Source organism: Faecalibacterium sp. PGM34 (genome assembly GCF_054456555.1).
On sequence record NZ_CM136898.1, the window covers coordinates 2,075,476 to 2,089,927 of the forward strand.

Annotated in this window: 18 protein-coding genes; all 18 read right to left on the reverse strand. The window is 50.6% G+C overall.

The window, feature by feature from the left end:
* Positions 1 to 31: 31 nt before the first annotated feature.
* Positions 32 to 619 (reverse strand): hypothetical protein, encoded by a 588-nt coding sequence (locus tag ACXPUX_RS09765; RefSeq protein ID WP_349150511.1) that lies wholly within the window; start codon positions 617 to 619, stop codon positions 32 to 34.
* 11 nt (positions 620 to 630) lie between these two features.
* A complete protein-coding gene (locus ACXPUX_RS09770; protein WP_458831222.1) occupies positions 631 to 1,941 on the reverse strand; it encodes a radical SAM protein in 1,311 nt (436 codons plus the stop codon).
* A gap of 22 nt (positions 1,942 to 1,963) precedes the next feature.
* The gene (locus ACXPUX_RS09775) at positions 1,964 to 2,254 is read right to left on the reverse strand and encodes a hypothetical protein (protein ID WP_458828135.1); all 291 of its coding nucleotides are present in this window, start codon (positions 2,252 to 2,254) and stop codon (positions 1,964 to 1,966) included.
* A gap of 14 nt (positions 2,255 to 2,268) precedes the next feature.
* Positions 2,269 to 2,853: a hypothetical protein gene (locus ACXPUX_RS09780; RefSeq protein WP_458828136.1), complete on the reverse strand. Its 585-nt coding sequence runs from the start codon at positions 2,851 to 2,853 to the stop codon at positions 2,269 to 2,271.
* Between the two features lie 1,116 nt (positions 2,854 to 3,969).
* A complete protein-coding gene (locus ACXPUX_RS09785; RefSeq protein ID WP_458828137.1) occupies positions 3,970 to 5,001 on the reverse strand; it encodes a hypothetical protein in 1,032 nt (343 codons plus the stop codon).
* 16 nt (positions 5,002 to 5,017) lie between these two features.
* Positions 5,018 to 5,599 carry a DUF2612 domain-containing protein gene (locus tag ACXPUX_RS09790; RefSeq protein WP_458828138.1) on the reverse strand — a complete coding sequence of 194 codons (582 nt, stop codon included), beginning with the start codon at positions 5,597 to 5,599 and terminating at the stop codon, positions 5,018 to 5,020.
* The gene (locus tag ACXPUX_RS09795; protein WP_458828140.1) at positions 5,599 to 5,832 is read right to left on the reverse strand and encodes a C1 domain-containing protein; all 234 of its coding nucleotides are present in this window, start codon (positions 5,830 to 5,832) and stop codon (positions 5,599 to 5,601) included. The genes ACXPUX_RS09790 and ACXPUX_RS09795 overlap by 1 nt, the downstream gene beginning before the upstream one ends.
* The gene (locus tag ACXPUX_RS09800) at positions 5,829 to 7,343 is read right to left on the reverse strand and encodes a hypothetical protein (protein WP_458828141.1); all 1,515 of its coding nucleotides are present in this window, start codon (positions 7,341 to 7,343) and stop codon (positions 5,829 to 5,831) included. Before ACXPUX_RS09800 ends, ACXPUX_RS09795 begins: the two co-directional genes overlap by 4 nt.
* A complete protein-coding gene (locus ACXPUX_RS09805; RefSeq protein ID WP_458828142.1) occupies positions 7,318 to 7,698 on the reverse strand; it encodes a hypothetical protein in 381 nt (126 codons plus the stop codon). Before ACXPUX_RS09805 ends, ACXPUX_RS09800 begins: the two co-directional genes overlap by 26 nt.
* Positions 7,698 to 8,441 carry a Gp138 family membrane-puncturing spike protein gene (locus ACXPUX_RS09810; protein ID WP_458828143.1) on the reverse strand — a complete coding sequence of 248 codons (744 nt, stop codon included), beginning with the start codon at positions 8,439 to 8,441 and terminating at the stop codon, positions 7,698 to 7,700. Before ACXPUX_RS09810 ends, ACXPUX_RS09805 begins: the two co-directional genes overlap by 1 nt.
* A gap of 1 nt (position 8,442) precedes the next feature.
* Positions 8,443 to 9,339: a hypothetical protein gene (locus ACXPUX_RS09815; RefSeq protein WP_458828144.1), complete on the reverse strand. Its 897-nt coding sequence runs from the start codon at positions 9,337 to 9,339 to the stop codon at positions 8,443 to 8,445.
* Positions 9,340 to 9,342: 3 nt separating this feature from the next.
* Positions 9,343 to 9,675 carry a phage baseplate plug family protein gene (locus ACXPUX_RS09820; RefSeq protein WP_458828145.1) on the reverse strand — a complete coding sequence of 111 codons (333 nt, stop codon included), beginning with the start codon at positions 9,673 to 9,675 and terminating at the stop codon, positions 9,343 to 9,345.
* A gap of 7 nt (positions 9,676 to 9,682) precedes the next feature.
* A complete protein-coding gene (locus tag ACXPUX_RS09825; protein ID WP_458828146.1) occupies positions 9,683 to 10,246 on the reverse strand; it encodes a phage baseplate protein in 564 nt (187 codons plus the stop codon).
* Positions 10,247 to 10,252: 6 nt separating this feature from the next.
* Positions 10,253 to 12,256: a tape measure protein gene (locus ACXPUX_RS09830; protein WP_458828147.1), complete on the reverse strand. Its 2,004-nt coding sequence runs from the start codon at positions 12,254 to 12,256 to the stop codon at positions 10,253 to 10,255.
* Positions 12,257 to 12,262: 6 nt separating this feature from the next.
* Complete coding sequence (locus ACXPUX_RS09835) at positions 12,263 to 12,415, reverse strand: hypothetical protein (RefSeq protein WP_458828148.1); 153 nt, start codon at positions 12,413 to 12,415, stop codon at positions 12,263 to 12,265.
* Positions 12,416 to 12,432: 17 nt separating this feature from the next.
* A complete protein-coding gene (locus tag ACXPUX_RS09840) occupies positions 12,433 to 12,948 on the reverse strand; it encodes a phage tail assembly chaperone (RefSeq protein ID WP_458828149.1) in 516 nt (171 codons plus the stop codon).
* 16 nt (positions 12,949 to 12,964) lie between these two features.
* Entirely contained in the window at positions 12,965 to 13,390 is a 426-nt protein-coding gene (locus ACXPUX_RS09845; RefSeq protein WP_458828150.1) for a phage structural protein, read from the reverse strand.
* Positions 13,391 to 13,407: 17 nt separating this feature from the next.
* On the reverse strand, positions 13,408 to 14,451 hold the full coding sequence (locus ACXPUX_RS09850; RefSeq protein WP_458828151.1) for a DUF3383 family protein: 1,044 nt from the start codon (positions 14,449 to 14,451) through the stop codon (positions 13,408 to 13,410).
* Position 14,452 lies beyond the last annotated feature (1 nt).

Here is a 14,452-nt window from a genome sequence, read left to right on the forward strand (position 1 = left end):
TTTTTGTTAGAAAATCACGGAATCCGTGATTTTAACTGCTCCTGCGGACAAAAAAGGAGAAACGGCCATCGGCATCCGGTCCGAATGCAAAATTGATAGACGCCGCCGATCCCGCCACCTGATTGGCAATGTCCGCTGTCCGGTTCATGTAGTTCAGCGCATTTCCTTCGGATGTTCGAGCGTCTGCCGCGCTATCCCTCGATGCACGCTCGCTTGCCGCCGCAGAAGACGCATTTTCCGTGGAGATTCTTTCGGACTTACTGGCCGCGATTGCACTGGCATTCGCGGCAGATGCACTCTGTGCTGCGGCCTGCTCTGAAGCGCTGGTATTGGCTACCAGCCGCTTGATTTCTTCGACGTTTTTCAAAATTGCATCTGCCACATCATCGCGGATCGCGTAGAGCAACCGCCATTCATCAGCTCCATCCAAAACGTACTGCGCTGCCATTTCGATGCAGTATGCCTGACTGGCCGGCTTTGCGAATTTCTTGACCTTGTACGATGAACCTGTGCTTTTGCTCGTAGGCAGTCCTTTGACATCTTCCATCGTGTCCACATAGAATGAGTACCACGCTTCGGTCTCAGTTTCCAGCAAGGTACTCGCAATCAGAATCGCCATACATTCTCCTTTCAGCTGATTCCGTTTTCATCAGCGAATTTCAGAAGGGCTGCTCTTTCGATTTTAAGAAACTCTTCATAGTCGGCAGCGGGAAGAATCTCGAGAGCGTCATCTTTTGGCAGTTCAGCCTTGATGGGAAGGCAATCCCCTATTTCAATGTACCGTCGGTTGTGATAGTATGCACTTGCGAGCACACGGGCTTTATGAGCCCAGCAGATGCCCGTAAATCGGCGGTTTGCCGTTCCGTACATCTCGTAGTTCAAGCCGGAGCACCAGCCACAGCCGGCAGATACAGGGCAGTCAATGCACTTCTGCTCAGACTGCGATGTGAGGGTGATCGCATCAAGTTCTGCTTTTGCTTTGCGTTGGGCATCAGTGGTATACAGACCGTCATAGACGCTGCCGAAGCGAACTTTCTTCGACTTTTCCTCGCCAATACTGATAGGTGCATACCGGATGCAGGGATACGCAGATCCATCAGGAGCGAATGACATCATCGCTCCCGTTCCGCCGCAAAAATTGGTGTCGCTTGTGGTTTTACCACCGAGGATGCTATCTAACATGGTGATGGAAACGTCAAGCTGCTTGGAAACGATGTAGTCAGAAACAGTCTTCATCTGCTCGTAAAGCAGCTTTCCGTCCTCTGGCGTATAGACTGGCTCGTATGCGTAGTTGCACGCAATATCGGTGCATCCTTCGTCCAGCATCAACTTGATGCTATCTGCGATATACCGGAAAGACCCGGGTACAAAGGTCATTTTTGAGTTCAGCCAGCCAAATCTGTGCTTCGCATCCTGAAAAGCGCTCCATGCCAGAGAAAAACTACCGATTCCGTGCTCGTCCACTCTGTACTTATCGTGAAGTTCTTGAACGCCATCAATGCTGATGGTCACAGACATCATTTCGTGGTACTTATCAAAAAGGTGCCGAGCTTCCGGACTAAACCAGAGCTTACCGTTGGTTGCAAAGGATATTCTGGTAAATGGGGCAAGCGGGATGGACCTGCGGTAGCACTCCGAAAGCCAATAGTCGCAGATGTGCTCAATGAGTTCAGCTTCGAGCAGGGGCTCACCACCGATGAAATCAAGAACAACGGCTCTGGTGTTGTGGTTGATGAAGTCGGAATCATCCCGCTCATACAGATCGAGCAGATAGTCTACGATCTTTCGACCCGTTTCGATACTCATGCGCTCGGCGCCTTTGTGGTGCTCATAGCAGTACGAACACCGCAGATTGCATCCGCTTGTTACTTGAAAGGTGATATTTCTGCAGAGCGCGTGATTTACAGAAATATCATCGCCCGCGTATAACCGTTGTACCATGTTAGAGTAGTCTTCATGTCTTTTACGGGTCAAGGAGATGTACCTCCCCTCGGGCGATATCGAACCAGAATCTTTTGACGTTATCGTCAGGCTCTGTATGGCGAGAAATGATCTCGTCTTGCACCATCTTAAGCTTCATCTGAGATGCGCGACACGGTTCCGCATAGTGCATGATGATATCTTTAGCGTCGGCGCTCGCTTCTGCATTCAGATGCCGGCCAAGAACGGAAATAAGCCTCTCGTAAGAGTCCGCTTCATAGAAAGCCCTTTCCAAGGTTTCGCTTTCTTCTGGTTTCAGCGCGATAACTTTCACAGTTTGCTCCTTTCTCAGCAAGCGTCCATCTTGGGAAGTCTTTCTGCGATCTGAGTGTAGCGTGCGCGGATTTTGTTCATTGCTCCAAGTGCAGAGGTAAGAGCGCGAAGGTTGTTGTTGAAGTCCAAGCGCAAGTATTCGGTAAGTGTGCGCAGGACGTACCACATAGCGAAGATGTCTGCATCCTCGGAGCAAGAATACTCAGAGACGCTGCGCAACGTGTCCCCGCACTTCATCTGCTTTGTGACAGGATTTGCCGAAAAATTGAAGGTTCTTGCAGCCAGCCCAAGTGCGAGCAAGTTCTTGCGCTCGTCAGGAGCGCTCTTGATTTCGCAAGCATTAAGGGCCGATTCCACGACCGTAAGGCAGTAGATGAACCAGCTGTCAAAGTCGGTAGCGTCAAGGGCGCAAAGAGCGCCAATATAGCCAAGGCACCAGAACAGCTTGTCTTCTCCGTTTGGCGCCGCTGAAAGGAGTACTCCCCAGTCTTCCACATCTACCGGCTCCTGCTGGAGCAGCTTGATAAGTGGCAGATTGCGGAGGTACGACGCTTCAGTGCTTGAATCTGCGTTTATTGCATAATGAACTGTAGTTTCCATTTTTTCTCCTCGTATATCAATACCACAAAAGAACGCCGGTGCAGTTTCCTCCACACCCGTTTTTGCAGCTTCCGGTACAATCGTCCGCACACGTTGCCGTGCATCCGGTACAGGATGTATCACAAGACGTCTTGCAGTATTCTCCGCAGGTGGTGCCGCAAGTACTGTTGCATGTGTTATCACAAGATTTTCCGCAACTTACGACACAGGAAAACTGGCACGTTCCGCCGCAGTTGCCTCCACAGTTCGCCTTGCAGGACGACACGCACTGCGAGTCACAGTTATCTTTGCAAGTTGCGCTGCATCCGCCGGAGCAGGTTGAGGAACACCCATCACAAGACCCTTCGCACCCTCCTGAGCAAGACCCCTTACAGCCGGACGAACAGCTATTTGCGCAGGACTGTGTGCACGTTGTGTTGCATCCTCCTGTGCATCCTCCTGTGCAGCTTCCAGTGCACGTTCCAGTACACGTTCCTGTACAGCTTCCGCCACAGTCGTTTGCGCACGTCTGAACGCAGGTGGTTTTGCAACTGCCAGTACATCCACCAGTGCAACTGCCTTTGCAAGTGCTGGAACAGTCGTCTGCACACGATTTTGCACAGGAACCAGCGCAGGATCCCGTACAAGTGCTTACGCAAGAGCCGGTGCAAGAGCCGGTGCAATCATTGGCACAACTCTTTGTGCATGAGCCGGTGCAGCCTCCAGAGCACGACCCGGTACAGCTGAAGCAAGCAGAGTAGCAGCCCGTTGTGCAGAGCCCGGAGCAAGCTCCAGCGCATCCGCTGGACGTGGCAGTTTCGGAAATTGCGCTCAGTTGACTAAGCAGCGCAGCTGCCCGAGTAAGCGCATCTGCAGCAACCTTGGAGCCATTTTCAGGCATGATGGCGCTTCCAGTAATCGCAGAGATGGGCTGCGTAATTTTCCGGATGTGCTCATTGGCGATTTGCTTACCAGCCGCAGGGGTGACAGAAAAAGAATTTATATAAGCTGCCATACTTCCAACGCTCTGGCCTTGCCCTGTTCCCTCGCTTTTTCCGCGCCGGTTAAGTTCAGCGTCCAGCTGTTTTTTAAGTTCTGTGTAGTCGGCCGAGTAAACCTTTGTGCTTCTTTGAGCCATCACACACCACCTACTCTCACCTTCACAAGCCGCAGATCCGTTCTGTCATCGCCCTCGCAGGCGTATCCAACGATTTTGTTTGCAGGGTAAGACTCACACGGAGCAATAGCTCGTCCAACGCCGGGCGTGCTGGACAGAACGATGTAATCGCCCGTATGGACAGGTCCAACCACTTTCGTGTGAACACGTCCTGCTAAGGACACCGGAATAAAATCGGGCAGGTTTTCCTCAAGGAAATCCTGCCCTTCAGCCACTTTATTTCCACCAATGAGCATAGCGTACTCATCCGTGTGGATGCCTGCGATACGGCCAGATAGGTTCGTTGCCTTGATATACCGTTCTGTCTGGCTTCCAGTATCCAGAGCGATAATATCGCCGGGTTCGGTCTGCTCGCCACGCGGCATGAGCTCCGCATAGTCGTTGTAGACTGCATCGTAGACACGCTGCGCGGAAATATCGCCCGACACCGCCAAAGACTTAAAGTGTGCATCACCTGCGGATGTCACATAATGTGCCGTGCCGTTTGCAAAATATACCGTTCCGGTGAAAGTGCCGCCTGCATTGCGCATTGCGCCAAGGTTTTTGCAGGCATCAGCGGCGGTGCCAGAACCCGTACCGCCGCGTTCAATTGGAAGGTTTCCGCTCGTGATCTGGCTTGCCGAATGCTCATGCGTAGATGGTGCGAAAGCATTCGAGTGCTTACCATCAACCGTATCGGCATCGCAGCCTTTCATCAGCCCGTATGCTGCCAGCAGGGACACAATCTGCTTCGCCGTAAAATCGCTCTTAGGCATTGCACTGTTTGCCGTTCTCTTGACAGTAGACAGGTCAGAAACAGCCTGATTCAGCAAGGCACTCAAAATATACGTGACCATGTTGAACTGCTGGCTTGTTGGTTTTCCGTTCAGACTACCGACAATAGAAGCCCAGCCGCCCTTCCAATCCTCCAGCGAAATGTCTTGCTTCACGCCAGACATCGAAAACGCCACAGTTGCATAATCTTCAAGCGCCCCGGCGCGACCTTCTGCCATAATAAATCACCCCCAGTTAATTGATGGACTGTGCAAACTTTCCTTCGCCGAAACCTGCAACTCGCGGATTGAGATCCACAAAGCCAAAGGTTTCCGCATCCTCTGTCGAGCAGTCCACGCGAACCTTTACGCCCGCAGGACGCACAATAAGGTCATGCGTTCCTAAAATAGACATGACCATATCGGAAAACGGTGCTGAAATCGAAAGAAAGATTGTTGCCGGCGTGTCTCGTCGTTCGCTATAAACCACCTGTGTTGCACCGAAAATAATTTTGGTTGCTTCGATGATTTCATCCGGAGTACAGCGGCAGGAATTGACAAAAGCCTTATACTTCAGGCAGACGCGATAAATATCATCATCGTCTGCAAGTTCTCGGCTTCCAATCATCGCTCCAGCCTGCTGACGGGTCAGACAGACTAGTTGTCCAAGCCGATCAAGCCAAACGCCCGTGCACCTATCAAAATCGTTCAGATTTTCCAGACCCCCAAGGAACAAAGAGGCATTCTCGTACTCCGGCGCAACAGCCCAAATAATACCGTCCAGATTTGACATTTTTTCAACGCTGAGAGGCATTTCTTTTAGGACTTCATAACCCATCAGGACACCCCCTTGCTGGAAAACTGTAAAATCCATTTTCCGTCCGAATTCTTTCGATAGATTGCAGGCGGGGCAATAATTCTGGCGATGCTACCCATCTCACAATCTTCAGGCAGATTCTTCAGATCGTCTACGGTGTCGCAGATATAATCACCCAGTTTGCTTTCTTCAAAGGATTCCAGCTGAAACTGCATTGGCAGCTTACCAAACATTTCCTTGTAAGCGTCAATCATGCTTTCACCACCCGGATGCCGCTCATGCTAATGATGGGCTGCTGATTGATTTGAACTGGTACTATGCCGGTCAGCATAGAGCTATCGACAACCGTCTCAATTTCAGGCTTTTCGCTCAGCAAGCCCCGGATTTCGATATAATCAACACCGGACACGTTCTCCATAATGGGACGAATGAATTTTTGCAAACGAATCGTTGCACCCGCCGAAAGATTCTCCTCCATCAGCAAAGATTTGATTCTCGCTGCATAATCATCGTCCAGTCCGCCAGAACTCGTAACAGTAATAGAAAGCAGTAGATAAACGTCATTCACGCGAGTGAATTCCAAATACTGCCGATTGCCGTTGACATCGGTAGCGTAAGCATAATGCTTTCCGTATGCACGGATGCCACCCGCCTTGTTCTTCCAGATGATATTGGCCACGTCTTCGTCAGTGCCGCCCTGAACCACAATTTCAATGCTGTGCGGTGGTCTGCCCGCCGCATCGGTCGTATCATTGTAATTTTCGTATCCAGCCGCAAAGGTCACGCCCTCCACATCGCTGTATAAAAGCGAAACGATGCTCGCAACCGTGCCGGTGCCGCGGCTTGCGACTCGGTTTGTATAACTTGTTCTGGCTTCGGCATCCGTCTGGGTCAGCCGACCCTTAATCGGCGTGATATCATTGGTGCAGGCTGTCCAACCGTCCACGGTAGTAACAATCTGTGTGATAACACCATCAGCCAGCACATAGCTACCATATTCCGCGCTTTCAAACTGGATATTGCTGGTCACTTCCGTAACCGTAATGTACTTGCACAACGTTGCCGAAAAGCTGTCAGCAGCGCCCGATGCAGTCAAAACGATCGAATGCTCTCCTTGATCGTCAGTTTCGTCCGAAACAGTGATGCCGAACTTTCCCAAGGAATCAAAGGACTGAACGGCCGCAAGCATCTGCGAGTACGCATCGTCATACGAGGACACGGTCATTTTCTTTGTGATGCTGGAACTTTCTGCATAGGTTCCAACTTCTCCACTGGTCGCATTGCGAGAAACGCCAAAATCAAACGTAAAGGTTCCTGCAATGCTTTCAATCGGACGAATCGCCAGCTTTCTCCAGTTTGCGCTGGAGATTATGGATGCGCTGACCGCCTGAAAAGTACGTTGCGGTCGGCTGCTCGACTGAATCAAAGCACCAACCGGAATGACCGTTCCCTCTTGGCCAGTACAAGAGATAAAATACTTAGTTTTGGCCTGTCCAATGCGGCTCACCCCGCCCACCTGCATCACGTTATCTAACGCAACGCCGCAGGCCGTATTGGGGAAAAGCTGCTGATATGCAGCAGCATAAGCCTCCCAGAGTTCCGCCGGGGCATCCGCAAAAATTGTAAACAGGACGTTCATCACGCTTTGTGGGTTCTCCGATGGGTCAACTCCAACCTCGTCTTTAAACCTTTTGCAGATGTCGGTGTAAATTTCATCCAGTCGGCGCATTTGAAAGCCCTTATCTGTCACTCCGTAGTCCGACATGGGACAGTTCCACCTCGCTTTCTATTTCTCCTTCAGTGGTGGTCGCGGTAAAAGACGCTCGGAGCGTTCTAGCCTTTGCATCCTTTATAAGGTTGATGGTGCCCACCCCTGTTACGCCATCAACGGCGAGGATTTGGTCTCGCAGGGCCTTCTCGATTAAGGCTCGATTCGGAACCTTCACAAGGATTGTTTCAAAGTAAGGCGTGCCCATAGCGGTATTGAACACCCATTCTCCTTTTATCCAGCGCAGACGAATTTGCACACCCTGCCGAACGGCATCGATGATTTCAAAATCGCCGGTTTCGTTGATGAACAAATCTCCATCAGCCGCAAGCGCAAGGTCTTTCAATGCCATTACTGCGGCCCTCCTGTCAACCCGTGCACACCCGCATGAGTATGCGTATTCATCACGATGCCGCCAAGTGTCAGCGTTCCAGAAATATCCACATTGCCCTGAACCTGAACATTTCCTTTTATTTTCACATTGCCAGTCACATCAACGGTCGCTGTGGTAATTTTCACACTTGCAGGAAGTTTCTCAACCGAAGTGCCTCCGTTTTTCGACTTAATGCTCCCGTTGGTCACCTTGATTTCCGACGCTCCCCTTTTTACAGTGACAGAGTCATCTTTCATCGTGACAACAGTATCTTTCTTCTTTAGTTCGATGCTGTCTTTCTTGACGGTAATGGTCGCAGTCGGCGCAAAAACAACTGCTGCGTCCTCACTGCCGGCACGCTTAACCTGCTCGCTAGACGATGCAGGCAAGCCCGGAAGCAAGGTTGCATTGGATAAGTCCCACTTCAAGTCTGTTCCAGAGCCGCCCTCTCCGAAAATAGCCACACATCCATCCCCGGAATGCACAGGAAATGCAAACCCGATTGTGCCGCCTGCTCCGGTAGGCATCAGGATGGCCGTGCCCGAAATTTTAGGGTAGGGTACTTCCCTATCATCATCGGTCGTTACTTTCAAATCCGGCGTTAATTCAGCAGTGAAGTTTTCGGACACGTTACCGACCTTAGCAGGTGCCGAGGTGTGGATATTATCCCTCATGTACTGGTCGATGATGCTCACGACTGCATCGCGGAAGTCCTGATCCACGCTACTTCACCTCCACAAACTGCCCAACGCATTGCCAATCGTCGCCCTCCGTATCGCCGGTGAACCTGATTTTTGACGCTCGGTAGTTCCCCTTGTACTCTCTGGATTCCACTTTCACATAATCGTCAATTTGAATATGGCCATTCAGGCAATACGTGACCTCAATGCCTTTCTTGGCCTTTCTTTTGGTCGTATTAGAACTCGCGTTCTTGCTCGTCGCAGATTTGCTGCTGGTCGATGCGGATTCAAAGAAAGGCTTCGGTGAACCAATCATGCCGGAATCAGCCGAAAGGACATAAGCTGCCATCGTTAGAGGTTCATCCAGAGCGCATATTTGGACAATTCCGTTTTGAACGCTCCAGCGAAGCTTGCTTCTATCGCACAGCCGCCCGATAAGCGTCTTTCCTGTGCCAACAAAAGCAAAATTCTTAAAGTCGATCATTTTGGCCTTGGGAGAAAGTTTAACTTCGCACCCCATTTCCTGAGCAACATCCCTGACGATTTTTTCTCCGTTCACAACACCCGAATAACTCAGGCTCACTGTTGTGTCTCTCGCAGACGTAAAGCTATCCACAAACTCAATCGTGGTCTGCCGATCTGCGCTATTTGTTTCGGTTTCAAAACACGTCAGAGAACCGCCCATAATAACGGGCAGGTCATCGCCATATCCAGCACGAAGTTCAATCAGGCAATCTTCCTGCTCCAAAAGGCGCAAGGTTTCATCTGCCAGATTCCAAAGTGTGATTTTTCCCGTATTAGAACTTGAACTATCACCAATTTCACAGGAGAATGAGCACCGGATAGCTCTTTTCGTTTTTTCGTTGGGCTTTCCGATTTCACGGCCGACAGAATTATTTTTTCCGATTCTTACTCGGTACTGTCTATCCCAGATATCCATCTGTCACACTCCAAGCTGTTTTGCAGGAAGGTATAGCAATTTTGCCTTTCCGTCCATAAAATCATTGCGACCAATTGTTTCCTGCTCCGTTTCAACGCCAAGGACACCCGGCGGACCTCCTTGGGTTTGATAGTAGAAATTCCAAATCGTCCCCGGCACGAGCCGCGCCATGCCGAGGATAATATTCATTTCTGCATCGTAGATGCTAAGCATCCAAAAACCGCCGTATGCGTTCCATGTCAGCCGAAGATTGTAATATACTTCGTCAAGGTTCACGCGCATAATGGAATCGTTTCGGTCTGGTACAGAGATCTCATAGTATTCCAAATCCATCATCTATACCTCACTTAAACAATCCAATGGCTTTTGCCCCAGAACAAAGAATGCTGCTGCGGGAAGAAGATTTTCCGCTATCGGAAGATTTTGCTGTGGAGGTGCTCTTCTGGCTCGCGCCAGTATTCTTTTTAGACGTTCCTCCGCGAGCATACTTTATGCTGATATTGGCAGTTTCTGTCGAATTGATAGACACCTGCTTCAACTTCAGTTCAATACGTTCGCTGTTGCTTTCCTCTTTTGGAAACGTCACGCTTTCGATACAGACATTCTCATAGCTATCACCGCCGGCCGTAAAGGTCATCGGTGTTCTTTTCTCCCACAACTGCCGCAACTCCTCGACGGCACTCTGTACCCGGCTCGATGATGCCGGGTGCCGGTCCGCCCATGTAATCGGCGCGTTAGAAATCACAGCTGTGACATCAAGCGTCACCGCTTCCAGACAGATGTGGTCACTGGCGCTATATCCTTCTTCCGTTGCGTAGTCCGGGATCTTGCTGGACAATGTCTCCGGGCGTTTGATGATAGCATCGAACTCAAAATCTCCCAAGCGTGCGGGCTGTGTCGCTTCCATCAGGCATCACCTCCCGTAATTAAGCGCATGCGCCAAATCTTTCGTAGATTGCGAGGACTGCGAACTCACGGTAGACTGCAGTTTGGATGCGGCATTGCGATCAGACACTTGGAACGTGTAGCTTTGTCGGTTTTCCTGTTTTACAGTGATGTTTTTGGTGTTCGTGGTATTGGAGAGGGGTGCGGACATAACAGCACTCCCAGAAACAGCACGCCCGCCAGATGCAAGTGCTCCAGCCGTGCTGCGGAGAGACGTTTTGCCTTTGGGATTGCCGCCACCAGAACCGCCTTTATCATCATCGTCGTTTCCACCAGTGAAGAAATCCACAATTCCGTTCCATAGCCCCTTAGCCCACTGAATTTTCTCTCCGAACCAGTCAAAGAATCCCTTCAGCCAGTCCCAGATTGCCTGTGCGCTTTCTTTCATCGGTTCCCATGTTTCACCAAAAGCAGCGCGTCCCAAACCATTCAGAATATCGAGAAAATCTTGCCACAGTTCACGACATCCATTCAGAAACTGGGTGAAATCATGGGTTTGAAATCCCGTAATCAAGCCAGCCAGGAGGTCGAACAAGTGCCCGCCCAGTGTAATGATGTCTGCGGTCAGGTCAACCAGTCCTTGCCAAAGGGCTTGCAGAACAACTAAAATCGAGCCTTTGTGCTCCTCCCAGAATTGCCCCAGCGAATCAAGAGCGTCTCGGCCAAATTGCTTTGCCCCCTCGAAGAACGCACTGATTTTCTCTCTCAATGCGTCAACGTCAACACCAGCCTCGCTCAGGAGCCGCCCAAAGACGCTATCGCCGCCCTGCAGGAAAGTAAAAACATCTTCCAGCACAAGGAACAGCAAGAGCCATTTTGCGGCCGCAAGGGCAGTTTGCAGATTAAACCCTTGCAGGAGTTTCACTGCGCCCGCTAAGAAAGACAGAATCTTGCTTCCGTTGGTTGCAAGGAACAGAGCTGTGGCGACCATCACAATCAGCTTCAGCAGCTGTTCTACGCCGCCAAGTTTCTCGGCAATATTTTTCAGCCACGAAGTCAGCCGTTGTGCTTTTCCCATCAGGAAATCGCTTATGGTTTTTATTACTTTGCCAATACTGGTTGTGATGCCAAGCATGTCATCTGCGCCTGCAAGCCAAAGCCCCCACTGATTTCTGACGTAAGTAAGAGCGTCCCCGATGCCGAAACCGAGTTCATCAAAGTTCTTTTGAATGTCGCTTTCTGCCGCAAAGAACGCTTCTTTCAGTTGTTTTGCGGAAAGTTTCCCACTCTCTGCCAGATTTTGGAGCTGCTTCTCGGACACTCCCATTGCAGACGAAATGGCTTTCACGACCTCCGGGGCAGCTGTTTTTAAGTTGGAAAAGCCAGATTTGTCCAGCTTGCCCGAAGACATAGCCTTTTGCAGCACGCTCATGGTGTTGTCAAGATTTGCTTCTCTGCCGGAGCCCTTTTCCAGCTTTTCGACAAGCGAAACAAACTTTACAGCATCATCAACCGGGAACAGTTTACTGTTCAACTGCACCAGCTTTGTCACATCACCGGCCATGACACCGTATTCTTCACGGCAATCCTGAGCCCCTTGCAGAATCTTCTGCTGGATATCCGCTTGATTCCCCATTTCACGGGTTGCTCCGCGAATGGTATCATTGATACCGCCGAATTCTTCTACAAGATTGTTGATTTGTGTGAGCGAAAACCCAATCCCGAGAGTGCCGAGCAGCTTTTTTGCGTAGCTTTTGATTTCATCGATACCAGATTTAGCCGCTTTCACACCATCGTCCGTAGCTTTTTTCGATGGAAGTCCACCCGTTTCCTTTTGGGCTTTCTCTACCTCCTTCTTGATTTCATCAATGCCTGACTTGACTTTTTTCTTCATCTCGTCCGCAACGTTCTGGACGGTTTTTATGCCCTTTTTGACATTTTCAACCGTGGCCTTCACCTGTTGAACTGTGCCCTCATCGATTTTAAAACCAATCTGATTGATAAATTTTCCAATAATTGCTTCTCTTGCCATAACAGTTCACCCCCTTTCCTCGTTCTGACGTTTGGTCATCATACGTTCAATATCGCGTTGCATAACAACGATGTCGTATAACTTCAGCGCCTCGTCTAAATTATATTTTTCTTTCAGTTCCGTCATCGTGGCAACTCGCTCACGAATCAGGGTATACATGACCCATTCCAGCCCTGTTATTTGCTCGCTGTCAAAATCTCCATACTCCTCTGGTCCCCCACTTTGTATTTCGTCATGAGCTTTCCAAAGAGGGTGACGATATCGCTGAAAAAACCGGAATAATTCTGACGGACGACTTCAACGCACAATGCGATTGCTCCAGCAAAGTTCATGCAAAAAATTTCATCGAACGCATCATCGTCCAACGGTTTCCAACTGGATGATTCATCATCGAAATAACTGACGTTGTTATAATTCAGCGTAAGTTCAGAGATAAGCTTTGTCAGAGCCTTTCCGTTGACATTCCCGAGGGCAACTGTAAGGGCTTTTGCGTCCAAATTTACGCCTTCAAAAATTTCAAGGTCAAGATCCTTTTTGTCGCCGCCAGACATTGTTGCGACTCCGATAATCGGCAGAACAATTGCAGCAACGTCTCCAAAGACGTATGCTGCATTCATTGCCGCAAGAGGGCGAATTTTGAATTGGAAGTTCCCAACCGTTACGTCCTGCATTTCCATGCGTTTCATTTTCATATCAGGTTTCCTCCTTTCAGTTCTTCGGCTCCATCTTACCAACAGCCCGCAGCGTCCACTCCTGACTCTGGCCGGTCTTACCGTAAGCGCACGGGGCAGGCTTGGAAACCCATGCCTTGGATGCCGTGAAATCCGGGTTAGCCCCCAGATCCTTGACCTGCATATTGAAAAGTCCGTTGCCCGGGGTCTGCTTATTGTTGTTGTACTGCTTCAGAAGCCACTGGTTCGTCTTGGAGCCATACTGAAGAACCAGCTTCACCTCAAAGCGGGGATCGTCAGGGATAGAGATAACTACCTCTCCATCTGCACCGACTTCGTCGGTCACACCATCGCCCTGCGGAGTGATGGTGATAAAACCATCTTCCGTAAAACCAGACGCGATGTGAATGCCCATGGTGCACAAAACGTTTTTCGGGGAGTAAACGGTTACATCTCCACGCATTTAGCGGTTCTCCTTTCTCAGTAATTCAGTGTGCCGCCAATTTTCGCGGCAATCAGGGCACCTGCCAGCTGTGCTGTCCATGTCACACCGGTAAGACGGCGGCTCTTACGAGTCGCTGCATCCAAATCGGCCGCACGCGGCACGGTGACGGTATATGCACGAGACGCTTCCCCATCATCGGAAGAAGCATCCTGTACAATGCCGCCGGCACGCACGCCCTCTTCCAGGGCATCAATAACAGCATTCTGTACCAGCGCGATGCCCTGGTCGGTGTAGGGCACCTTGGGAAGTCCTAGGAGCAGGTTCAGCACCTTGGACTGAATCTCGGTCTTCAACCAGTCACGGAAGCGGATGGTGTCAATCCATTCGCCGCCGCTCACCTTGCCGCCCTGCACCATGGCCTTGCTGCCAACGGTCGTATAGTACGAAATATTGCGTGCTTCCAGGCTTGCAATATCCGTAGTGGACAGACCCTGCGCAGACACCATGGAAAGCGACTTGAAGCACCACTGCTCACTGCCCGGGTCATAGGAAAGGAACCGGGCAGCGTAGGCGCAATTCACACAGTCATTCTCTGCGGTCGCATGAATCACTGCGGTGCGCAGCATAGCATCCGATACCGGAGAGGACGAAATACCAGTAGTTTCGCAGACGCAGAGTTTTTCATTTGCTTCTGTCCAGTCCGCGATGCTCTGGTAAAAGTCCTCCTTGATGCCCGCCGGGCAGATGCAGTACCAGCCCGGCATACCAATGGCTCTGTCAAGAGTCACATCCACCTTTTCGGTGGAGCCGCTGGACAGCTTCTGCACCGCAATCATTACCGCGGGCGGCTTCGGGGACTGTCCAAACACCTTGCTGGCACCAATGTACACAGGGTCGTCCGCTGCGAATCCGGCGCTCTTGAGGTCCTGCAAGCTCGCATAACCGGCAACATCAGGTGTAACGCGACCGCCAGGGGCTTTAGGCAGAGGGCCGACAATGAGGATGGTGTCATAACCACCATCAATGGACATCGCTTCGGAGATCTGGATATTGACCTCAACGATTTTGTCGATATTCATG